Annotated in this window: 20 protein-coding genes and 1 tRNA gene; 17 read left to right on the top strand and 4 right to left on the bottom strand. The window is 74.4% G+C overall.

Features of this window, described 5'->3' with window-relative positions:
- Nucleotides 1-92 precede the first annotated feature (92 nt).
- From IEX99_RS02060 to ahcY, 4 genes are all read left to right on the top strand, one after another.
- On the top strand, nt 93-362 hold the full coding sequence (locus IEX99_RS02060; RefSeq protein WP_229677761.1) for an HPr family phosphocarrier protein: 270 nt from the start codon (nt 93-95) through the stop codon (nt 360-362).
- Nucleotides 352-2,223: a phosphoenolpyruvate--protein phosphotransferase gene (ptsP, locus tag IEX99_RS02065; RefSeq protein WP_188897903.1), complete on the top strand. Its 1,872-nt coding sequence runs from the start codon at nt 352-354 to the stop codon at nt 2,221-2,223. The genes IEX99_RS02060 and ptsP overlap by 11 nt, the downstream gene beginning before the upstream one ends.
- A 212-nt stretch (nt 2,224-2,435) precedes the next feature.
- Nucleotides 2,436-2,732 carry a hypothetical protein gene (locus tag IEX99_RS02070; RefSeq protein WP_188897905.1) on the top strand — a complete coding sequence of 99 codons (297 nt, stop codon included), beginning with the start codon at nt 2,436-2,438 and terminating at the stop codon, nt 2,730-2,732.
- 184 nt (nt 2,733-2,916) lie between these two features.
- Complete coding sequence (gene ahcY, locus IEX99_RS02075) at nt 2,917-4,323, top strand: adenosylhomocysteinase (RefSeq protein WP_188897907.1); 1,407 nt, start codon at nt 2,917-2,919, stop codon at nt 4,321-4,323.
- A gap of 22 nt (nt 4,324-4,345) precedes the next feature.
- On the opposite strand, the gene IEX99_RS02080 is transcribed toward ahcY, so the two are convergent.
- Nucleotides 4,346-5,185, bottom strand: a complete 840-nt coding sequence (locus IEX99_RS02080; protein ID WP_188897909.1) for a class I SAM-dependent methyltransferase — start codon at nt 5,183-5,185, stop codon at nt 4,346-4,348.
- Nucleotides 5,186-5,409: 224 nt separating this feature from the next.
- Here IEX99_RS02080 and IEX99_RS02085 point away from each other — a divergent pair, with 224 nt between their 5' ends.
- From IEX99_RS02085 to IEX99_RS02100, 4 genes are all read left to right on the top strand, one after another.
- Nucleotides 5,410-6,510 (top strand): TRAP transporter substrate-binding protein, encoded by a 1,101-nt coding sequence (locus IEX99_RS02085; RefSeq protein ID WP_188897911.1) that lies wholly within the window; start codon nt 5,410-5,412, stop codon nt 6,508-6,510.
- Nucleotides 6,511-6,650: 140 nt separating this feature from the next.
- Entirely contained in the window at nt 6,651-7,460 is an 810-nt protein-coding gene (locus tag IEX99_RS02090; RefSeq protein WP_188897914.1) for an undecaprenyl-diphosphate phosphatase, read from the top strand.
- Nucleotides 7,461-7,863: 403 nt separating this feature from the next.
- Complete coding sequence (locus tag IEX99_RS02095) at nt 7,864-8,139, top strand: hypothetical protein (RefSeq protein WP_188897916.1); 276 nt, start codon at nt 7,864-7,866, stop codon at nt 8,137-8,139.
- 217 nt (nt 8,140-8,356) lie between these two features.
- On the top strand, nt 8,357-8,809 hold the full coding sequence (locus IEX99_RS02100) for a hypothetical protein (protein ID WP_188897918.1): 453 nt from the start codon (nt 8,357-8,359) through the stop codon (nt 8,807-8,809).
- Nucleotides 8,810-8,937: 128 nt separating this feature from the next.
- On the opposite strand, the gene IEX99_RS02105 is transcribed toward IEX99_RS02100, so the two are convergent.
- Nucleotides 8,938-10,146, bottom strand: coding sequence for an MFS transporter (locus IEX99_RS02105; RefSeq protein ID WP_188897920.1), 1,209 nt, complete (start codon nt 10,144-10,146; stop codon nt 8,938-8,940).
- 263 nt (nt 10,147-10,409) lie between these two features.
- Between IEX99_RS02105 and IEX99_RS02110 the strand changes: the two genes are divergently transcribed.
- Entirely contained in the window at nt 10,410-12,116 is a 1,707-nt protein-coding gene (locus IEX99_RS02110) for a GMC family oxidoreductase (RefSeq protein ID WP_188897922.1), read from the top strand.
- A 21-nt stretch (nt 12,117-12,137) separates the two neighbouring features.
- Here IEX99_RS02110 and IEX99_RS02115 read toward each other — a convergent pair.
- Nucleotides 12,138-12,219: transfer RNA gene (locus IEX99_RS02115), tRNA-Leu, on the bottom strand.
- Nucleotides 12,220-12,515: 296 nt separating this feature from the next.
- On the opposite strand from IEX99_RS02115, the gene IEX99_RS02120 reads away from it, so the two are divergent.
- Both IEX99_RS02120 and IEX99_RS02125 read left to right on the top strand, forming a co-directional pair.
- On the top strand, nt 12,516-13,208 hold the full coding sequence (locus tag IEX99_RS02120; protein WP_188897925.1) for a hypothetical protein: 693 nt from the start codon (nt 12,516-12,518) through the stop codon (nt 13,206-13,208).
- A gap of 342 nt (nt 13,209-13,550) precedes the next feature.
- Nucleotides 13,551-14,429 carry an MBL fold metallo-hydrolase gene (locus IEX99_RS02125; RefSeq protein WP_188897927.1) on the top strand — a complete coding sequence of 293 codons (879 nt, stop codon included), beginning with the start codon at nt 13,551-13,553 and terminating at the stop codon, nt 14,427-14,429.
- Nucleotides 14,430-14,528: 99 nt separating this feature from the next.
- Here IEX99_RS02125 and mce read toward each other — a convergent pair whose 3' ends face one another.
- Nucleotides 14,529-14,936, bottom strand: coding sequence for a methylmalonyl-CoA epimerase (gene mce / locus IEX99_RS02130; RefSeq protein ID WP_188897929.1), 408 nt, complete (start codon nt 14,934-14,936; stop codon nt 14,529-14,531).
- A 151-nt stretch (nt 14,937-15,087) separates the two neighbouring features.
- Here mce and IEX99_RS02135 point away from each other — a divergent pair, with 151 nt between their 5' ends.
- From IEX99_RS02135 to IEX99_RS02160, 6 genes are all read left to right on the top strand, one after another.
- Nucleotides 15,088-16,398: an aspartate aminotransferase family protein gene (locus IEX99_RS02135; RefSeq protein WP_188897931.1), complete on the top strand. Its 1,311-nt coding sequence runs from the start codon at nt 15,088-15,090 to the stop codon at nt 16,396-16,398.
- Between the two features lie 86 nt (nt 16,399-16,484).
- Entirely contained in the window at nt 16,485-17,501 is a 1,017-nt protein-coding gene (locus IEX99_RS02140; protein ID WP_188897933.1) for a Bug family tripartite tricarboxylate transporter substrate binding protein, read from the top strand.
- The gene (locus tag IEX99_RS02145; protein WP_229677746.1) at nt 17,498-18,280 is read left to right on the top strand and encodes an N-acyl homoserine lactonase family protein; all 783 of its coding nucleotides are present in this window, start codon (nt 17,498-17,500) and stop codon (nt 18,278-18,280) included. The genes IEX99_RS02140 and IEX99_RS02145 overlap by 4 nt, the downstream gene beginning before the upstream one ends.
- 22 nt (nt 18,281-18,302) lie before the next feature.
- Complete coding sequence (locus tag IEX99_RS02150) at nt 18,303-19,295, top strand: Bug family tripartite tricarboxylate transporter substrate binding protein (RefSeq protein ID WP_188897937.1); 993 nt, start codon at nt 18,303-18,305, stop codon at nt 19,293-19,295.
- Nucleotides 19,296-19,312: 17 nt separating this feature from the next.
- Nucleotides 19,313-20,485, top strand: coding sequence for a 2-methylaconitate cis-trans isomerase PrpF family protein (locus IEX99_RS02155; protein WP_188897939.1), 1,173 nt, complete (start codon nt 19,313-19,315; stop codon nt 20,483-20,485).
- A 69-nt stretch (nt 20,486-20,554) separates the two neighbouring features.
- On the top strand, nt 20,555-21,433 hold the full coding sequence (locus tag IEX99_RS02160; protein WP_188897941.1) for a TauD/TfdA dioxygenase family protein: 879 nt from the start codon (nt 20,555-20,557) through the stop codon (nt 21,431-21,433).

The following is a 21,433-nucleotide window of genomic DNA, read 5'->3' on the forward strand; positions in this document are numbered from 1 at the left end:
AGGCCGCCGCGGCAGCCATCCAGGGCGGGGGCGAGCCCGAACCGCGGCGCGAGGACTGCGGCTGCGCGCCCGCCCCCGACGCGGCGGACGCGCTGGTGCTGCGCCGGACCGTGGCCATCCGCAACAGCCGCGGGCTGCACGCCCGCGCCGCGGCGAAGCTGGCGACGCTGGCGGAGCGCTACTCGGCCTGCGTGCGCATCACGCGCGGCGGGCAGAGCGTCCCGGCCTGCTCGATCATGGGGCTGATGATGCTCGGCGCCGGACAGGGCAGCGAGATCACGATCGAGGCCGAGGGCTGGGACGCCAAGGAGGCGCTCGAGGCGATCGCCGGCCTGATCGAGGCCGGCTTCCATGAAAGCTGACCCCGACGCCGAGACCGTCGTGTCGGCGCCGCGCGGCGCCGACGGGCGCGCACGGGCCGGTTCGCCCCATGGCCGCCGCGGGGCGGCGCGCGAGACGCGGCTCAAGGGCATCCCGGTCTCGCCGGGCATCGCCATCGGCGCGATCTTCGACACCACCGAGGCGCCGGCCGAGGCGCCGCGCCGCAGCATCACCGCCGCCGAGGTCGAGGCCGAGCGACAGCGCCTGGCCGAGGCGGTCGCCGCCTCGCGCAAGCAGGTGGCGAAGCTCAAGACGCGCATCGGCGTGCTGCCGGAGGAGGCGCAGGAGGAACTCTCGCCGCTGCTCGACGCCTACGCGATGATGCTCGCCAACTCCCGGCTCATCCGCGGCGCCCGCAAGCGCATCGAGAGCGACCTGGTCGCCGCCGAGACCGCGGTGCAGGACGAGGCGGAGAGCATCGCCGCGGCGATCCTCGCCACGCGCGACGACGACAAGACCGGACTGCTGCGGCGCGCCCAGGAGGTGCGCGAGATCGCCCGGCGGCTGACGCGCAACCTCACCGCCCTGCCCTTCCGCGCTCTCAAGGACATCCCGCAGGGTGCGATCCTGATCGCCGAGGAGCTGACGCCGGCGGACGCCGCCCTGCTCAACCCCGCGCGCATCGCAGGCGTCGCCACCGAGGAGGGCGGCGCCGACGGCCACACCGCGATCATGCTGCGCGCGCTCGGCATCCCCTCCGTCCTCGGCTGCCACGGGCTGACGGGCACGGCGCGGCGCGGCGATCCCTGCGTGCTCGACGGCACGGCGGGCACGGTGGCGCTGAACCCCTCCCCGGCGACGCTCGCCGCGGCGCGCGAGTCGCTCGCCGCCTTCGCGCGGGAGCGGGCGAAGCTCGCCAAGCTGCGGCGTCTGCCGGCGGTCACCACCGACGGGGAGGAGGTGGAGCTCCAGGCCAACCTGGAGATCCCGGCGGAGCTGCCGCTGATCGCGCAGGCGGGCGCGCAGGGCATCGGCCTGCTGCGCACCGAGTTCCTGTTCATGAACCGCGAGGACCTGCCCGACGAGGAGGCGCAGGTCGCGGCCTACGCCGAGATCCTCGAGGCGATGGACGGCGAGCCCGTCACCATCCGCGTCCTCGACTGGGGCGGCGAGAAGGACATCGAGGCGCTGGCCGAGGGCATACCCGCGCTGGGCGGGCCGAACCCGGCGCTCGGCCTGCGCGGCGTGCGGATGCTGCTGAAGCGGCCGGAGCTGCTCGAGGTGCAGTTCGCCGCCATCCTGCGCGTGGCGGCGAAGGGCCCGGTGCGCATCCTGCTGCCGATGGTCACCATCCCGGCCGAGGTGAAGCAGGCGCGCGAGATCTACGAGCGCGTCGCCCGCCGCCTGCGCCGCCGCGGCGAGAGGCTGCCCGACCCCCTGCCGCCGCTCGGCGCGATGATCGAGACGCCGGGCGCGGCCCTGGCGGCGGACGCGATCGCGCTGGAGGCCGACTTCTTCGCCATCGGCACCAACGACCTCGCCATGTACACGCTGGCGGTGGACCGCTCGGAGGCGGAGGTCGCGCACCTCTACGATCCGCTGCACCCGGCGGTGCTGCGGCTCGTGCAGTTCTCCACCGAGGCGGCGCTGCGGCTGCGCATGCCGGTCTCGGTCTGCGGCGAGATGGCGGGCAATCCGCGCCTGGTGCCGCTGCTGCTCGGCCTCGGGATCCGCTCGCTCTCGATGAACGCGAGCGCGATCCCGCGCGCGAAGCAGGCGGTGCGTTCGCTCGACATCGCCGACTGCGCCCGCTTCGCGCGGCGCGTGATGGAGCAGAGCGACCCGGCGCGGATCCAGGAGCTGGTGATGGGCTTCGCCGAGGGCCTGACCGAGCGGGCCTGAGGGCGCCCCCGGGCGGTGCCGCGCCCGGCCGCACGCCGACCTCGCCGCCAGGACAACTCGTCGAGCCGGCGATCACGTTTTCTTGGCGGCCGCAGAACGCACGCGTGCCACTGACGCATGTCAAGGGCCGAGAGCGCGTCCCGCGCCAGTCTCGCTCCGTTCCCGGGGGACCGGACAGTTCCGCGGTGCTGCCCGGGAACCGGAGAGACATCATGCAGCGCACATTCGCCTTCACGCTGATCGCCGCGGGCTTCCTGCTCGCGGCGTGCGAGACCGCGGCGCCGCCGATGGCGGGAACCGCCGCGGGCACCGCCCCGGACACCACGATCGGGGCCGCGGCCAGGGAACGGGCCGGCGGCGGCTGTCCCCCCACCACGGCCGGCATGCCTCAGGTGGTCACGCGCGGCGACGGCCCGCTCGTGCTCCGCACGACGCCGGGTGCCGGCACTGCCGGCGCGCAGGTCGCCCAGGCGATTCCGCCCGGCGGCACCGCCGAGAGCTGCCCGTGACGCGCAGGGCGGCGTCTCGCGCCGCCCCGCGCCCGTTCGGCAAGGGCCCGCTGCGCCGGGCCCGTCCGGTCGCCGTCGCAGGCCGGCGGCGGCTCGCGACGAGGCGCATCGGACCGGACCTCCCCCCTCGCCACCGCACGGGCCGCATGCTAGGGCGCCGCCGGCATTCCGGAGGCACCTGCGGATGGGCGCTGTCGCAGCCGAATACGTGGTGAAGGACCTCTCCCTGGCCGAGTGGGGCCGGAAGGAGATCGCCATGGCCGAGGACGAGATGCCCGGCCTGATGGCGGTGCGGAAGGAGTACGGCGCGGCGAAGCCGCTCAAGGGCGCGCGGATCGCCGGCTGCCTGCACATGACGATCCAGACCGCGGTGCTGATCGAGACGCTGAGGGCGCTCGGCGCCGATGTGCGCTGGTCCTCCTGCAACATCTTCTCGACCCAGGACCACGCCGCCGCCGCGATCGCCGCGGCCGGCGTGCCGGTCTTCGCCGTGAAGGGCGAGACGCTGCCCGAGTACTGGCGGTACGTCCGCCGCACCCTCGAATGGGGCGACGACGGCGAGCCCAACCTGCTGCTCGACGACGGCGGCGACCTGACGCTGTTCGTCCATCTCGGCCACCGCGCCGAGCAGGGCGACACCGCCTTCCTCGGCGGCGCCTCGAACGAGGAGGAGGAGGTCCTCTTCGCCCTCGTCAGGGACACGCTGCAGACGAAGCCCGGCTGGTTCGGCCGCCTCGCGGCGAGCATCCGCGGCGTCTCGGAGGAGACGACGACCGGCGTGCACCGCCTCTACCAGATGGCGAAGGAGGGGCGGCTGCTGTTCCCCGCCATCAACGTCAACGACAGCGTCACCAAGAGCAAGTTCGACAACCTCTACGGCTGCCGCGAGTCGCTGGTGGACGGCATCCGGCGCGGGACCGACGTGATGATGGCGGGCAAGGTCGCCATGGTCTGCGGCTTCGGCGACGTCGGCAAGGGCAGCGCCGCCTCGCTCCGCAACGCCGGCTGCCGCGTGATGGTGAGCGAGGTGGACCCGATCTGCGCCCTGCAGGCGGCGATGGAGGGCTACCAGGTGACGACGATGGAGGAGGCGGCGCCCGTCGCCGACATCTTCGTCACCGCCACCGGCAACGTGGACGTCATCACCGTCGAGCACATGCGGCGGATGAAGCACCGCGCGATCGTGTGCAACATCGGCCACTTCGACTCCGAGATCCAGGTCGCGGCGCTGCGCAACTTCAAGTGGCACAACGTCAAGCCGCAGGTGGACGAGATCGAGTTCCCGGACGGCAAGCGGATCATCCTGCTCTCCGAGGGCAGGCTGGTGAACCTCGGCAACGCCACCGGCCACCCGAGCTTCGTGATGAGCGCGAGCTTCACCAACCAGGTGCTGGCGCAGATCGAGCTGTGGACCAGTCCGGGCAGGTACGAGCGCAAGGTGTACACGCTGCCCAAGCGCCTCGACGAGAAGGTCGCCGCGCTGCACCTCGAGAAGGTCGGGGCGAGGCTGACGAAGCTGACGCCGAAGCAGGCCGAGTACATCGGCGTGCCGCCCGAGGGGCCGTTCAAGGCCGACCACTACCGCTACTGAGCCGCTCCGGCCCGGTCAGCCGTCAGGCGGCGCGGCAGACGATCTCGGTCGGGGCGATCACCCCCCGCTCGAGCGCGTCCGCCATGTTGGCGATCTTCTGCGCCGCCGTCGCGCCCATCACGATGTGCAGGCCGAGCGGCGGCGGGCCGCCGCGCCGCGCCGTCTCCTCGCCCAGGCGCCGGAAGAACGCGATCGCGGAGTCGCGGCGGTTGCGCTCCGCCCGCACCTCGAACCCTGCGGCTTCGAGCAGGCGCCGGTAGGCGGCCGGCGTCTCGAGGAAGCTGGTCGCGGGGTCAGAGGCCCAGGGGACCGGAAAGCGCAAGGCGCCCTCGTCGCCCTCGCGCATCACGTCGTAGACCGCGAACACGCCGCCGGGCCGGAGCACCCGCCGGACCTCGGCGAACAGCGCCGCCTTGTCCCCGATGTTCATGCCGACGTGGAGCATGGTGGCGCCGTCGAACTCCGCCGGACCGAAGGGCAGGGCGAGCGCGCTGCCGCACCGGTACGACACGCGCCCGGCCAGCCCGACGCGGCGGGCGAGGCCCTCCGCGACGCGCACGAACTCCTCGGTCAGGTCGATGCCCGTGACCAGGCAGCCATGCGCCTGCGCGAAGTGGCGCGAGGCCCCGCCGAGGCCCGAGCCGACGTCGAGCAGGCGCATCCCCGGCGCGAGGCCGAGCCGTGCGGCGAGGTCGATCGTTGCCTGGCGCCCCCCGATGTGGAACTCGTCCACCGGGGCGAGGTCCTGCGGCGCGAGGCGGTCGGGGTCCACCCCGGCCGCGGCCAGCGCCTCCAGTATCGCGCGTTCCAGCGCGCCATGCGCGTAGTGCTCGGCGACGCGTCGCTCGGTGCCGTCGGCCATCGCCCTCTCCTCCCTGCCCCTGCCCGCCGGCCTGGCGCCGGCGCGCGGCGACGGATCCTGGCGGGCTCGTCCGCGGCCGGGCAGGGCGCGCGCGAGGACGTGCGGGCAGGCCCCGCGCCCGGTCGCCAGGCCGGGGGCGTTCCCGGCTTGCCTCGCGCCGCCGCCCTGATATTCCACACCCGCCCGCCGTACCGCTGCAACGCCGAACCGGGAGACGGACTTCCATGACCAGCCGCCGCCGCGCCCTGCTGGGCGCCGCCGCCGCCGCGCCGGCCGCGGCCCTCGCCGCGCCCGCCATCGCCCAGACCGCGAGCCCCGAGATCCGCTGGCGCCTGACCAGCTCCTTCCCGCGCAGCCTCGACATCCTGTTCGGGACCGCGGAAGGCATCGTGCGGCGGGTCGCCCAGCTCACCGACAACCGCTTCCAGATCCGCGTCTTCCCGGGCGGCGAGATCGCGCCGCCCTTCGCCGCGCTCGACGCGGTGCAGTCCGGCTCGGTCGAGTGCTGCCACACCGCCGCCTACTACTACGTCGGCAAGGAGCCTTCCTTCGCCTTCCTCACCGCCTATCCCTTCGGCCTCAACACCCGGCAGATGACCGCCTGGTTCCGCCACGGCGGCGGCAACCAGCTCGCCGCGGAGCTGCTGCGCGACTACTCCGTGGTCGGCTTCCCCTCCGGCGACACCGGGGCGCAGATGGGCGGCTGGTTCCGCAACGAGGTGCGCTCGCTGCAGGACCTGCAGGGCCTCAAGTTCCGCATCGCCGGCTTCGCCGGCCAGGTGTTCCAGCGCCTCGGCGCCGCGCCGACCCAGGTGCCGGCGGCCGACATCTATCCCTCGCTCGAGCGCGGCGTGCTCGACGCGGTCGAGTTCGTCGGGCCGCACGACGACGAGAAGCTCGGCTTCGTGCGCGTCGCCCGCTACTACTACGCGCCCGGCTTCTGGGAGCCCGGGGCGCGGCTGCACTTCATGGTCAACCAGCGCGCCTGGGACTCGCTCCCCGACGCCTACAAGCACGCGATCGAGGTCGCCTGCGCCGAGGCCGACAGCGAGATGGTCAGCCGCTACGACCACTCCAACCCGCAGGCGCTGCGCCGCCTGGTCGCGGCCGGGGCGCAGCTCCGCTTCTGGCCGCGCGACCTGATGCAGGCCGCCTGGCGCGCCGCCCACGAGGTGACGGAGGAGACCGCCGGCCGCAACGAGCGGTTCAAGAAGTTCTGGGAGAGCTACCGCCGCTACCGCGACGAGGAGTACCAGTGGTTCCGCATCGCGGAGAACAGCTTCGACAACTTTGCCTTCGTCGCCGCCGCCCAGCAGCAGCGCTGACCGGATCCGGCACGCGGTGCGGCGCCGCCCTCCGCGCTCCGCCGCCACGGCCGGGCCGCCGTCGGGCGGCGCGCCGCGGCGGCGCGGCCTCGGCCCGCGCGTGATCCCTGCCGTCGTGCCGCGCTAGCCCGCACCGTCCCATGGCGGAATCCAGCCCGCTGCTCTCCGCCCTGCTCATGGGGGTCGTGGAGGGCCTGACGGAGTTCGTGCCGGTCTCCTCGACCGGCCACCTGATCCTGCTCGGCGAGGCGATCGGCTTCCAGGGCCCGCCGGGCAAGACGTTCGAGATCGCGATCCAGCTCGGCGCCATCCTCGCCGTGGTCTGGGTCTACCGCGCCATGCTCTGGCGCATCGCCCTCGGGATGTGGCACGCGCGGACGACCGAGCGCTACTACGCGGTCAACCTGGCCCTCGCCTTCCTGCCGGCCGCGGCGATCGGCGCCACGCTGCACGGACCGATCACGACGCTGCTGTTCACGCCCTGGGTCGTCGCCGTCGCGCTCATCGTGGGCGGCGTCGTCATCATCGCCATCGAGCGGTACCAGCCGCACGCCTGGATCCGCACCGTGCCGGAGATTGGGCCGCTCACCGCGCTCCTGATCGGGTTCGGGCAGGCGCTGGCGATGATCCCGGGCACCTCGCGCTCGGGCGCGACCATCATCGCGGCGCTGGCGCTCGGCGTGGCGCGGCGCGCGGCGGCCGAGTTCAGCTTCGTCCTCGCCATCCCGACGATGCTCGCGGCGACCGCCTACAGTCTCTGGAAGGCCCGGGAGGCGCTGGACTTCGGCGCCGGGGGGCTGATCGCGGTGGGGTTCTGCTCGGCCTTCGCGGTGGCGCTGGTGACGGTGCGCGCCGTTCTCGCCGTGATCGGGCGGATCGGCTTCACCCCCTTCGGCTGGTATCGCATCGCGCTCGGCTCGGCGATGCTGGTCTGGCTTGCGTTGCGTTGAGGCGCGGCCGGCACGGGCCGCCGCCCGGCCGGGCGCCCGCGGAGCTGGCGCCGCCACAACTCCGACACCGCCGCGCCACCGCCCCGCCGCCTCGGGCGCGGAGGCTTCCGGCGATGCCGGCGCGCGCGAGGGCCGAAGCGCGCTTCGCAGCACCGCTCGAAGATCCGGATCACGCGATGCCATCCCGCCACCGCCGCCGCCTGCCTCGCCCTCTCCTGTTCCTGGCCTCGCTCCTTCCGGTCGCCGCGGCGGGCTGCGTCCAGGACGGTCCCTACGGCTCCTACGATCCCTATTATGCGGAGCGGGCGCGCGCCTGGCAGCAGGAGGAGGCCGCGCGCCGCGCCGGCTCCGCCGCCCGCTACAGCGATTTCGAGGCCGAGCGGCAGGCCCGCTGGCGCGAGAGATGGAGCGCCGTCGCGCCTGGGCGGCGCAGCAGCGGGCCTGGGAGCGCGCCCGCCGCGCCGAACTCGGCGGCGGTTACGGGGCGCAGGGCGGCGAGGTGAGGCGCGAGGACCTGCCGCCGGGCACGGCGCCGCCCTACCCGCAGGCCCATGGCTACGCGCCGCCGCAGCCCTCCCCCTATGCGGCGCCGGCCGCGCCATACGGCTACCCGGGAGCGGCGCCCTACCCGCCTGCGGCCTATGGGGCGCTGCCGCCGCCGCAGCAGGGCTGGTACTGACGGGCGCACCGTCCCCCGGCCCGCCCTGCTCCACGCCAGGGCGCAGGGGATGCGCGGGCCGGAGCCCCGCCGCTCGGCGCGGTGGCGCCCCTGGCCCGGATCGCGACCCTCGTGCCGAGGCCGCAGCGCTCGCTCCGGGCGGCGTCGGGAGGTGGAACCGGAACGGGCGTGCGGCCGGGAAATGCCATACTCTGCGGCGCGGGAGATCCGACCGGCCATGCCGTTCCTGACCCGCTCCCCGCCATGCCCCGTCGCGCCGCCGGCCTGCTGCCGCCTCGCCGCCGCCGTCCTGGCCGCCTCCGCCTGGGCCTTCCCCGTCGCGTCCGGGGCGCAGCGCGCGCCCGCATCGGCCGCGCAGGAACCGGCGGCGCTCGACGGTCTCTACACCGGCACGCTGGTCGAGACCTGGCGCCACCCGGAGGCGCACTGCCCCTGGGCCTCGCCGCGCCCCCTGCTGCGCATCGCCGAGGGGCGCGCGGCGCTGCGCTTCCACGAGGATCCGCCCTGGGAAGCGACCGGCCCGGTCGCGCCGGGCGGCCGCATCCGCCTGGAATTCGGCCGCGGCACCGAGATCGACGTCGAAGTGGTCGGCGCCGTCGAGGGCACCGCCTTCCGCGGGATTCTGCGCACCCCAACCTGCGCCTTCGCGCTCGAACTGGTCCGGCGCTGAGGCGGCTGAGGCGGGCGGCGCACCCTTAGCGCCGTTTTCGCTCGGCTGTGCTCGCTGCAACGACTCCTGCTCGTCGTTGGCCGAGCCGATTCACGCTTCCGGCTGTTTCCGGCCGTCCGCGATCGGCTCTAGCCGGGCCGGCGGCGCGCCTCCACCGGGCGCAGCAGGTCGATCCCGACCAGCAGCGCCGGCAGCCCGCTGACGAGGAAGCCGAGCCCGTGCCCGCCGGTCGCCCCGAGCAGCGCCGCGTAGAGCAGCGGCATCAGCAGCGCCCCGATCTGGCCGAAGGACAGCACGCCCCCGGTCACCGCGCCGCGCATCCCCTCGGGCGCGAGGCGCGCCGTCTCCGACAGCAGGACGCCGTGCCAGGAGAGGGCGGTCATGCTGAGGAGCGTCGCCACCGCGCCGATCGCCACCGTCGGCCAACCGGGCGTGAACAGCGCCATCAGCCCCGCGCTGCCGGCCATGCCGAGCGCGAGCAGGGCCAGCATCCGCCGCGGAGGCACCAGCACGCTGCCGAGCCATCCCCAGAGCACGCGCCCCGGGATCGCCACCAGCGTCGCCACCGAGAAGACGAGGCCGGCCGCGGCGAGGGTGTAGTCGAGCGCCACTAGGTAGATGACGAAGTACGACGTGAACACGGTCTGCAGCCCGTTGAAGGCGAAGCAGGCGAGCGACAGGCCGCGCAGGTCGTGCGTGCCGACCACGGAGCCGAGCGTGGTGGCGAAGTCCGACAGCCGGAAGGAGCGGCTCCGCACCCGGTCGGCGTCGAACTCGGCGCGCAGCGGTTCGAGCAGCACGGCGACGACGAGGCTGGCCGCGGCGGCGGCGAGCAGCGCGCCGCGCCAGCCCCACAGCCCGGTCATGAACGGGCCGAGCAGGCCGGCGAGCAGCAGCCCCATCGGCACCGCCGTCTGCTTGATGGAGAACACCAGCGGCGCATAGCGGGGCGGCGAGTAGCGGCCGAGCAGATGCGAACTGGCCGGCGTGGAGATCGCCGCGCCGCCGCCGGCGATGACCGCCGAGAGCGCGAAGAGCGCGAGCGTCCCGCCGGCGGCGAGCGACAGGCCGATGGTCAGCATCACCAGCGCCGCCTGGCTCATCCGCAGCGCGCCGTAGCGCAGGATGAAGCTGCCGCAACCCATCTGGAACACCAGCGCCGCCGCCGCGGCGACGCCGACATAGACGCCGACCAGGGCCGGGTCGAGCCGCAGCTCCTCGACGATCGCGGGCGCGATCACGGGAGGCAGGATCCGGCCGAGCGCGGCGAAGGTCTGCTGCCAGAAGGTCGCGGCCAGGGCGAGCAGCAGTAGGGTCAGCGGACGGCCGAGGCGCATCCGGGCGGGTCCGTCGTGGTCGTCGTCGCGCGGCCGGGGCGCGCCGCTGCCGGGCGATGCGCGCCGCGCCGCTGCGAGGGGGATGGTTCGAGGACGCAACAGGCCGGCGGCGCCGGAGGGACGCCGGCAGAGGCGGTATCGGATCGCATCGGGACGACAGTCTCCGCCCCGGGGGAAGGGCTGGCAAGCCCGCCGCCCCGTGACCCGTGCGGCGCTGCCATGCTAGGGGGGTGCGAACCGATCCAAGGGGGAAACGCGCGGTGGTGTACGACACGATCATCGTCGGCGGCGGCTCGGCCGGTTCGGTGCTCGCCCACCGCCTCTCGGCGCGGAGCGCGCACCGGGTCCTGCTCTGCGAGGCCGGGCAGGACACGCCGCCGGGCAAGGTGCCGCCGGAGATCCTCGACAGCTACCCGGGCACCGCCTACTTCGACCCGCGCTTCCACTGGACCGAGCTCAAGGTCCACACCCAGGTCGTCTCGCACAACGCGCCCGATTCCGACCGCCCGCCGCTGCGCAAGTACGAGCAGGCGCGGGTGCTCGGCGGCGGCTCCTCGATCAACGGGCAGCTCGCCAACCGCGGCGCGCCGACCGACTACGCCGAGTGGGTGGCGCGCGGCGCCGAGGGCTGGGGCTGGGACGACGTCCTGCCCTATTTCCGCAAGGTCGAGCGCGACCTCGACTTCGACGGCCCGTTCCACGGCAAGGAGGGCCGCATCCCGGTCCGCCGCATCATGCCGGAGCACTGGGACGGCCACGCCAGGGCCGTGGGCGAGGCGTTCCGGCGCGCGGGCTACAGGTTCCTGCCCGACCAGAACGGCCATTTCGAGGACGGCTACTTCCCGATCACCATCTCCAACGCCGAGGAGCAGCGCGTCTCCGCCGCGATCGGCTACCTCGACGCGGAGACGCGGCGGCGCGAGAACCTCACCATCTCGACCGACACCCAGGTGATGGCGCTGCTGTTCGAGGGGACGCGCTGCATCGGGGTGCGCGCCCTCGTCGGCGGGCGGGAGCAGGAATTCCGCGGGAACGAGGTGATCCTCTCCTGCGGCGCGATCCACAGCCCGGCGCACCTGCTGCGCGCCGGGATCGGGCCGGCGGGGCACCTGCGCGACCTCGGCATCCCGGTGCGCGCGCACCTGCCGGGGGTGGGGCAGCGGCTGATGGACCACCCCTCGATCTCGCTCTCCTCCTTCATCCGCCGCGGCGCGCGCATGACCGGGCGCACCACGCGCCGGCACATCCAGGTCGGGCTGCGCTACTCCTCCGGCCTCGAGGGGGCGCCGCGCGGGGACATGTTCGTCGCGGTGGCGAGCAAGTCCGCCTGGCACGCGGTGGGCGAGCAGATCGCCTCCTTCATCCTGTTCGTGAACAAGACCTACTCGGAGACGGGCCAGGTGCGCCTCGCCTCGCCCGACTGGCGGGCCGAGCCGGTCGTCGAGTTCAACCTCCTCTCCGACCGGCGCGACCTGGAGCGGCTGATGGGCGGCTTCCGCCACCTCGCGGCGATCCAGCTCAGCGACCCGCTGCGCGCGGTGACGAGCGACCCCTTCCCGGCGAGCTACAGCGACCGCGTGCGCCGGATCGGCGTGGTGAACACGAGGAACCGCATCCTGACCAGGCTGATCGCCGGCCTTCTCGACGGCCCGGCGGCGCTGCGCGCCTGGCTCATCAACCGCTACGTCGTCGAGGGCTTCACCTTCGAGCAGGTGATGCGCGACGACGAGGCGCTGGAGGCCTTCGTGCGCAAGGCGGCGATCGGCGTCTGGCACGCCTCCTGCAGCTGCCGCATGGGGCGCGAGGACGACCCGATGGCGGTGGTGGACACGGCGGGCCGGGTGCGCGGGGTGGAGGGGCTGCGTGTGGTGGACGCCTCGATCTTCCCGGTCGTGCCCTGCGCCAACACCAACTTCCCGACGCTGATGACGGCGGAGAAGATCGCCGACGCGATCCTCGCCGGCGGCTGAGGCCGCGCGGCGGCGGCGGAATGCCCGCCGGGGGACTCGAACCCCCACGCCCTGTGGGCTGCGGATTTTAAGTCCGCTGCGTCTGCCATTCCGCCAGGCGGGCCGACCGGCCGGAACGCCGGCCCTGCCACAGGATAGCCGCCCGTCCGGCACGGGGGAGTGCGCGGCCGCCGCGCCTCCTTCACGCCCGGGCCGCCACCGCCGCCGGTCCCGATCGCGCGCGTTCCGTCACAAGCGGGTGAATGCCCCGCCTGCAATCGGCTGCATGCCATGCCCTCGCGCCCGGCGGCGCGAATTCCTTCACGGATCACAGCGCCTCCGGTGAAGCCGGCCGCCGGGCCGTGCGTTTGCCCAGAGCCCCCGGCCGCGCCGGCGGGGGCGGAGGAGCACCCGATGGAGATGGACCTGCTTCGCCTGCAGCGGGCCCTGGACCGCGTCGAGCTCGTCAGCGGGCTCGGCATCCCGGGCCGCGGACAGATGTGCATCATGGCGCTCGTCGCCTGCCTCGCCGGCGAGGGCCACACCGACCAGCCGCGCACCGCCTCGCCGCTGATCCGCGGCTTCGCCATCCCGGTGAACGACGAGATGCCGGACGCGATGCGCCAGCGCCTGAAGCCCTTCGCGCCGCGCATCCTCGGCACCAACGACGGCCGCGACGCGGAGCGCGCGGAGCTGCTGCGCGAGGCGCTCGTCACGCAGATCCTGCCGCGCGCGCGGCTGCGCTACGGGCCGGCGCCGCTCCAGGCGCGTCATCCGCTGCGCCTCGTCGAGCGGGTCTGGCACCGCATGCGGCGCGGCGAGATCCGCCGCCGCATCGACCGGCTGGTCGAGCAGTCCGAGCGCGGGCTGCGGCCGGGCCAGGAGGTGCAGCTCGCCGCCGCCACCGGCCGGCTGCTCGCGCTCTGCGCGCGCGACGCCTCCGATCCGCGCGAGGCCGACTGGTACTGGGGCACCGCGATCACGCTGCTCGACCGGATGTGCGAGGTGGGCGCCGAGACCCGGACGCCGCCGAAGATCCGCGCCGACCGGCTGGAGGCGCTGGGACCCGCGGCGCACCGCCTGACCTCGGACGGCGTCGCGGCGGCCGGCTGACCGGCCGGCGGCGCGGCGGGCCGGCCCGGCGGCGGACCGACCGGGCCCGCCCGCCTCGAGGCGGGCGAGGGCGCGCCTCCCGGGGCGCGCATGCGGCTGCCGGGCGGCGGCCGCGCGCAGGGGAGCGGCGTGCGCCTTTGCGGCCGCGTCCCTCCGCAGGCGCGTGGCGTGGCGATCCGGCGACACGCTCCGCCGGAGCGCAAGCCGGCGCGGGCCGCTGGTCCGTGCCCGGCGAGCGGGCCCCGCATCCCGGTAGAAGGTCCCCCTGCCCTCCGCAGCCACGGGTGACGCGGCCGCGCCGCCGGTGCATCATCGGCGCGGGAGCGGGAGGAACGCACGGCCATGCGCAACGGCATCACCATCGGCGACGTCACCATCACCAGCGTCATCGAGCGCGACGGCCCCTGGCGCACGCCGGAGGCGATGTTCCCGGCCTACGACCCCGAGGTGGGGCGCCGCCACCTGGCGGAGATGGACCCCTTCGTCTTCGACCCCGCCTCCGGCCGCATGGTCATCACCTACCAGACCTTCGTCGTCCGCACCCCGCGCCACACCATCCTGATCGACACCTGCACCGGCGAGGACAAGGGCTACGCCCCGCCCTTCGACTTCCCGAAGCGGGCCTGGCTGGACAACTTCGCCGCGCAGGGCCTGCGCTTCGAGGACATCGACTACGTCTTCTGCACCCACCTGCACATCGACCATTGCGGCTGGAACACGCGCCTGGTGAACGGCCGCTGGGTGCCGACCTTCCCCAGGGCGAAGTACGTCTTCCACAAGCGCGAATACGCCTTCTGGGAGGCCGCGACCGCGCGCGGCGAGAACCCGCCCGGCGAGGTCTGGCGCATGAACTGCCTGCCCGTCGTCGAGGCCGGCCAGGCGCTGCTGGTGGACGACGACTTCGCCCTCGACGACACGGTGACGCTGACGCCGACGCCGGGCCACGCGCCCTGCCACTGCTGCGTCAACATCCACTCGCGCGGGCAGCGCGCGGTCGTCACCGGCGACCTGATGCACCACGCGCTGCAGTGCCGCGAGCCGGACTGGTCCACGGTGTTCGACTGGGACCCGGCGCTGGCGGCGCAGTCGCGGCGCCGCTTCCTCAGCGCGACGGCCGGGACCGACACGGTCGTCCTGCCGGTCCACTTCCCCGCGCCCACCGCCGGCCGCATCGAGGCCGACGGCGCGGCGCGGTTCCGCTACCGCTTCCTGAAGCGCTAGAGCCGTTTTCGCTCGGCTGTGCTCGCTGCAACGGCTCCAGCTTGTTGTTTGCCGAGCCGATTCACGCTTCCGGCTGTTCCCGGCCGTCCGCGATCGGCTCTAGGCGGCCGGCGCCGCCATCTCCACCAGCTCGACCAGCACGCCCGCGGTCGAGCGCGGGTCGAGGAAGGCGATGCGGTGCCCGCCATGCCCGGTGCGCGGCGCCTCGTCGAGCAGCGCCACGCCCTTGCCGCGCAGCTCGGCGAGCGCCGCCTCGATGTCCTCGACCTCGAGGCAGATGTGGTAGAGGCCCTCGCCCCGCTGCTCGATCCACTCCCCGGTGCGGGTGCCCTCCCGCTGCGGCTCGAGCAGCTCCAGCGCGGATTCGCCGATCGGCAGCATCGCCAGGCGGACGCCGTTGATCGTCTCCTCGTGGTCGCAGGCGATCCCGAGCGTCTCGAAGGTGCGGCGCGCCGCGTCCAGGTCCCGCACCGCGATCGCGACGTGCTCGATGCGCTTGATCCTCATCCGCCGCTCTCCTTCCGGGCCGGGCCGCGGGCAGTCTGGCACGGCGCGGCGGCGGGCGGAACCGCCGCGGAGGGCATGGCGCCGCGGGCGGCGGGGGTCTAGGCTCGCCGCCGACCCCCGCGCCGGGGCGGCAGGAATCGGGAGCCATCGCATGAGTGGGATCACGCGCAGCGAGGCCGAGCTGGCGCTCGTGGAGCGCGCGCGCCGGGTGCTGCCGGCGGGCGGCTTCGGCAACGTCTCCTTCGACATCGTCATCCGCGAGGGCCGCGGCGGCCGGGTCTGGGACGTCAGCGGCAACGAGTACGTGGACTTCCTGCTCGGCTCCGGCCCGATGTTCGTCGGCCACGCCCATCCCGAGGTGGTCGCGGCGGTGCGGGAGCAGCTCCCGAAGGGCTTCACCTTCTTCGCCAACAACGAGCCCGGCATCGTGCTGGCGGAGAGGATCGTCGAGGCCGTGCCCTGCGCCGAGCAGCTCCGCTACGTCTCCACCGGCACCGAGGCCGACCTCTACGCCATGCGCGCCGCCCGCGCCTTCCGCGGGCGCGAGAAGATCGTGAAGTTCGAGGGCGGCTACCACGGCATGAGCGACTACTCGCTGATGAGCCTCGCCCCGAGGCGCCCGGCGAACTTCCCGCGTCCGGTGCCGGATTCCGCCGGCATCCCGCGCAGCGTCGAGGACGAGGTGCTGATCGCCCCCTTCAACGACGTCGCGGCGGTGGAGCGCCTGATCGAATCGCGCCACGACGAGATCGCCGGCGTGATCGTCGAGCCCTTCCAGCGCCTGCTGCCGCCCGCGCCGGGCTTCCTCCAGGCGCTGCGCGAGATCACCGCGCGCTTCGGCATCCCGCTGATCTTCGACGAGGTCGTCACCGGCTTCCGCTTCGCCTGGGGCGGCGCGCAGGAATACTACGGCGTCACGCCGGACCTCTGCACCCTCGGCAAGATCGTCGGCGGCGGCTTCCCGCTCGCGGCGATCGCCGGGCGGGCGGAGATCATGGCGCATTTCGACCGTTCGCGCGTCGGCGAGGACCGCTTCCTCTTCCAGGTCGGCACGCTCTCCGGCAACCCCGTCGCCGCGGTGGCCGGCCTCGCCACGCTCGACATCCTGCGCCGCCCGGGCGCCTACGAGCGCGTCTTCGCCACCGGCCGCGCGCTGATGGAGGGCTTCGCGCAAGTCCTCCGCGAGGCGGGCGTGCCGGGCCGGGTGGTGGGCGAGCCGCCGCTGTTCGACGTGTTCTTCGCCGAGGGCGAGATGCGGGACTACCGCGCCACGCTGCGCGCCGACGCGGCGAAGCAGCGCCACGTCAACGCGGCGCTCCGGGCGCGCGGCGTACTGAAGGGCGACAGCAAGTTCTACGTCTCGCTCGCGCACGACGAACGCGACGTGGCGCAGACGCTGGACGCCTTCCGCCACGCCATCGCCACGCTGCCGGGCGAGCGCGCTTCGGCCGCGCCGGAGTGAGGCGCGGCGCCGGCGCGGGGCGCTTGACCTCCGCGCCCGGTCGCCGCAGCCTCGCCATCGCCGGGCAAGAAGGGGGAGATGCCGTCATGCCGCACCCAGGCCGCCGCCTGCTGCTGGGGGCCGCAGCCCTCGCCGCGCTCGCCGCGCCGCGCGCCGCCGCCCTGGCCCAGCCGGCGGGCGGCGCAGCGGCCGCAGACTGGCCGCGCCGCACCGTCACGATCATCGTCCCCGCCGCGCCCGGGGGCACGCTCGACGCGCTGGCGCGCTTCCTCGCCCAGGCGATGGGCCCTGCGCTCGGCCGCAACGTGGTGGTGGAGAACGTCAGCGGCGGCAGCGGCCTCGTCGGGCTGCAGCGGGCGATGCGGGCGGAGGCGGACGGGCACACCCTGGTCTTCGGCAACATGGGCATCTTCGCCGCCCTCGTCGCGATGAACCCGGACGCCGGCTTCGATCCGCGCCGCGACCTCGCCCCGGTCGGGCTGGTCGCGCACGTGCCGATGGTGCTCTCCGCCGGGCCGCGCAGCGGCATCCGCACCCTCTCCGACCTGCTCGACCACATCCGCCGCAACGGCGACCGAGCGACCTTCGGCACCGCCGGCGTCGGCACGACGAGCCATCTCGCGCCCGCCTACCTGCTTCACCTGACGGGGCTGAAGGCCACGCTCGTCTCCTACCGCGGCGCGGGGCCGGCGATGAACGACCTCGCCGCCGGCGTGGTGGACGCGGTGATCGACCAGACCGTGACGATGATCCCGGCGCACCGCGGCGGCACCGCGGTCGCGCTCGCCGTCAGCGCGCGCGAGCGGATCCCGCAGCTCCCGGACATTCCGACCTTCGCGGAGGCCGGCGTGCCGGCCTTCGACCTCGTGGTGTGGAACGCTCTCGCCGCGCCGCGCGGCACGCCGCCGGGCGTGATCGCGCGGCTGGCGGAGGCGATCGAGGCGGCGTTGAACGACGGCGAGATGCGCCGGCGCCTCTCCGATCTCGCCGCGATCATCCCGGCGGCGGAGGAGCGCGGCCCGCAGGCGCTCGGCGCCCTGATCCAGCGCGACGTCGCGAAATGGATCGAGGTCGTGCAGCAGACCGGACTCTCGCGCCAGTGAGCGCGGAGTACGAGGTCCACGCGATCCGCTACGCCACGCGCGACGGGCGGCGCGACCACATGTTCGTGGACGCCGACCCGCACGACGGCCCGATGCCGATGGACTACTTCGTCTGGGTCGCGCGGAGCGCGGACCGCGTGGTCGCGATCGATTCCGGCTTCTCGCGCGAGGTCGCGGAGCGCCGCGGTCGGACCTTCCTGCGCTGCCCGGCGGAGTCGCTGCGGCTGCTCGGCATCGCGCCGGAGGCCGTCTCCGACGTGATCCTGACGCACCTGCACAACGACCACGCCGGCAACCTGGACAGGTACCCGAACGCCCGCTTCCACCTGCAGGAGCGCGAGATGGCCTTCGCCACCGGCAGGCACATGCGCTTCGCCTGCTGCGGCCGCGCCTACGAGCTCGACCAGGTGCTGGAGGCGGTGCGGCTGAACTACGCCGGCCGGGTGGAGTTCCACGCCGGCGAGGACGAGATCGCCGACGGCGTCACCGTCCATCCCGGCGGCGGCCACACGCCGGGCCTGCAGTTCGTGCGCGTGCGGACCCGGCGCGGCTGGCTCGTGCTCGCCTCCGACGCCAGCCACTACTACGAGAACATCGAGGCGATGCGGCCCTTCCGGCTGGTGTTCGACGTCGGCGCCGCGCTCGACTCCTTCCAGGCCGTGCGCCGGCTGGCGGGCGGCGACATCGGGCGGGTGATCCCGGGACACGACCCGGAGGTGATGCGCCGCTACCCGGCGCCGCGCCCCGAGCTCGAGGGCATCGTCGCGCGGCTGGACTGAACCCCGAGGGAGGAAACGCGCCATGACGCACCGCACGAAGACGCGCCGCCGCGCGCTGCTCGCCACCGCCGCCGCGGCCCCCGTGGCGCTCGGCCTCCGCCCCGCCGCGGCGCAGGACTGGCCGAGCCGGCCGATCCGCCTCGTCGTCGGCTTCCCGCCCGGCGGCTCCAACGACATCGTCGCGCGCATCCTCGCGCCGAAGCTCACCGCCCTGCTCGGCGGCGCGACCGTGGTGGTGGAGAACCGCACCGGCGCCAACGGCACGATCGGCGCCGACAGCGTCGCGCGCGCCGCGCCGGACGGCTACACCTTCCTGCTCGCCAGCGCGAGCGTCGTGGCCATCAGCATGGCCACCTTCCCGAACCTGCCCTACGACACGCTGCGCGACTTCGCGCCCGTCACCATGGTCGGCATGACGCCGGAACTGCTGGCGGTGAACCCGCAGGTGCCCGCGCGCACGCTGCAGGAGGTGATCGCGCTCGCCCGCACGCGCGACCTGCACTTCTCCTCCTCCGGCAACGGCGGCCTGCCGCACCTCGCGATCGAGCTGCTGCGCAAGGTCGCGGGGGAGCGCATCATCCACGTCCCCTATCGCGGCGCGGTCGCGGCGGCGGTGGACGCGATCAACGGCCAGGTGCAGGGCATCATCATGGACCTGCCGGCGATCCACAGCATGGCGCGCGAGGGCAAGCTGCGCGCGATCGCGGTCACCGCCAACGCGCGCTCGCCGCTGATGCCCGACGTGCCGACCTCGGTCGAGCAGGGCGTGCCCTCGCTGATCGCGGTCAACTGGTTCACCGTCGTCGCGCCGGCGCGCACGCCGGAGGCGGTCGTGAACCGGATGCACGCGGCGCTGACCCGGGCAGTCAACGATCCGGAGGTCCGCGAGCAGTACACCCGCGCCGGCGTGGAGCCGCTGACCTCGCCCTCCCCCGCGGCCTGCCGCGAGTACCTCGCCGCCGAGATCGAGCGCTGGGGCGCGATCGCGCGCGAGGCCGGGGCGCGGGCGTCGTAGCGGCGGGGGCGGCCGCGATGGCGAGGCCCGTGCGCTGCGTCATCATGCGCGGCGGCACCAGCAAGGCGGTGTTCCTGCGCGAGGCCGACCTGCCGCAGGACCGCGCCGAGCGCGACCGCATGATCCTCGCGATCTTCGGCTCCCCGGACCGGCGCCAGATAGACGGGCTCGGCGGCGCCGATCCGCTGACCAGCAAGCTCGCCATCATCGGCCCGCCGCGCGAGGACGATCCGCGCGCGGCGGGCACCCACCTCACCTACACCTTCGGCCAGGTGGAGATCGAGCGCCCGGAGATCGACTGGCTCAGCCTCTGCGGCAACATCAGCGCCGCGGTCGGCGCCTACGCGGTGTACGAGGGCCTCGTCGCGCCGCGCGCGCCGGTCACGGCCGTGCGCGCCTTCAACACCAATCTCGGCCGCGTGCTGACCATCGAGGTCCCGGTCGAGGGCGGGCGTCCGCTGGAGCGCGGCGACTACGTCGTGCCGGGCGTGCCGGGCAGCGGCGCGCGCATCCTGATCGACTTCGCCGACACCGCCGGCGCGGCGACGGGGCGCGGCGTGCTGCCGACCGGCAACCCGGTGGACGTGCTGGAGGTGCCCGGGCTCGGCGCCATCGAGGCCTCGCTCCTGGACATCGGCAACGCCCACGTGTTCGTCCGCGCGCGCGACCTCGGCCTCGCCGGCACCGAGGGCGCGGCGCGCCTGGATGCGGACCGCGACCTGCGCGAGCGCCTGGAGCGCATCCGCGGCGCCGCGGCCGAGCGCATGGGCCTGATCGCCGACGCCGCCCGCTCGCGCGAGGAGAGCCCGGCGGCACCGATCCTCGGCATCGTCGGCCCGCCCGCCGGCTACGCGCGCGAGCTCGGCGGCGGCACGGTGCGGGCGGAGGAGGTGGACCTGGTCGCCCGCCTGATGTTCATGCAGCAGGCGCACAAGACCTATGCCGGCACCAGCACCGTCTGCACCGGCGTCGCCAGCCGCCTGCCCGGCACCGTGGTGCACGAGGCCGCCCGGCCGGGCGCGCACAACCGGCTCACGCTGCGCATCGGCCACCCCGCCGGGGTGATCGAGACCGAGAGCGAGGTCGCGCAGCGCGCCGACGGCGCGATCTTGGTGCGGCGCGCCACGCTCGGCCGCACCGCAAGGCGCATCCTGGAGGGCACCGTCTTCGTGCCGGAGGCGGCGGGCTGACGATTCCCCTCACCCGCGCCGCCCGGCCGCGCTAGGCTTCCCCGGCGACGCGACGAGGAGGAGGCACGCATGGCCGACCTGTCCTTCCGCCCCCTGACCCCGGACGGGCGCTTCGGCGCCGAGGTGATCGGCGCGCCGCCCGACCTCGCGGTGGACGAGGCGGCGTTCCGCCGCATCGAGGACGCCTGGTACCGCCACTCCGTCCTGCTCTTCCGCGGCCTCTCCCTGATGCCGGAGCAGCATATCGCCTTCACCCGCCGCCTCGGCCCGCTGCACATCATGGTGCCGACGGACTACAACCTCGAGGGCCATCCGGAGGTCTTCGTCGTCGGCAATGCCGAGGAGGGCGGCAAGGCGGTCGGGCTGCGCCGCGCCGGCATGGGATTCCACAGCGACGGCGAGGACAAGGCGATCCCCAACGCGGGCTCCTTCCTCTACGCGATCCAGGTGCCGCCGGAGGGCGGCGACACGCTCTTCGCCGACATGTACGCCGCCTGGGATGCGCTGCCGGAGGCGACGAAGCGCCGCCTCGCCGGCCGCCGCGCGCGCTTCAGCCGGATCGCGCTGCACCACGTCCACTACCCCCACCTGCCGCCGCTGACCGAGCAGCAGAAGCGCGAGCGCCCCGACGTGTGGCACCCGATCGCCCGCAAGCATCCGCGCACCGGCCGCACGGCGCTCTACATCGGCCGCTGGGCGGTGGAGATCGAGGGCATCCCGGCGGAGGAAGGCAAGGCGCTGATCGCCGAGCTCGTCGCCTTCGCGCAGCGGCCGGAATTCCTCTACCGCCACGTCTGGCGGCAGGGCGACGCCGTGCTGTGGGACAACCGCTGCACCCAGCACTGCGCCACGCCCTTCGACGAGGCGCGCTATACGCGGCGCATGCACCGCACCACGCTGGAGGGCGAGGCGCCGCTGCTCGCGGAGGTGCCGCAGGCGGCGGCCTGA

Origin of the sequence: Caldovatus sediminis (genome assembly GCF_014644455.1) — a bacterium.
Taxonomy (GTDB): domain Bacteria; phylum Pseudomonadota; class Alphaproteobacteria; order Acetobacterales; family Acetobacteraceae; genus Caldovatus; species Caldovatus sediminis.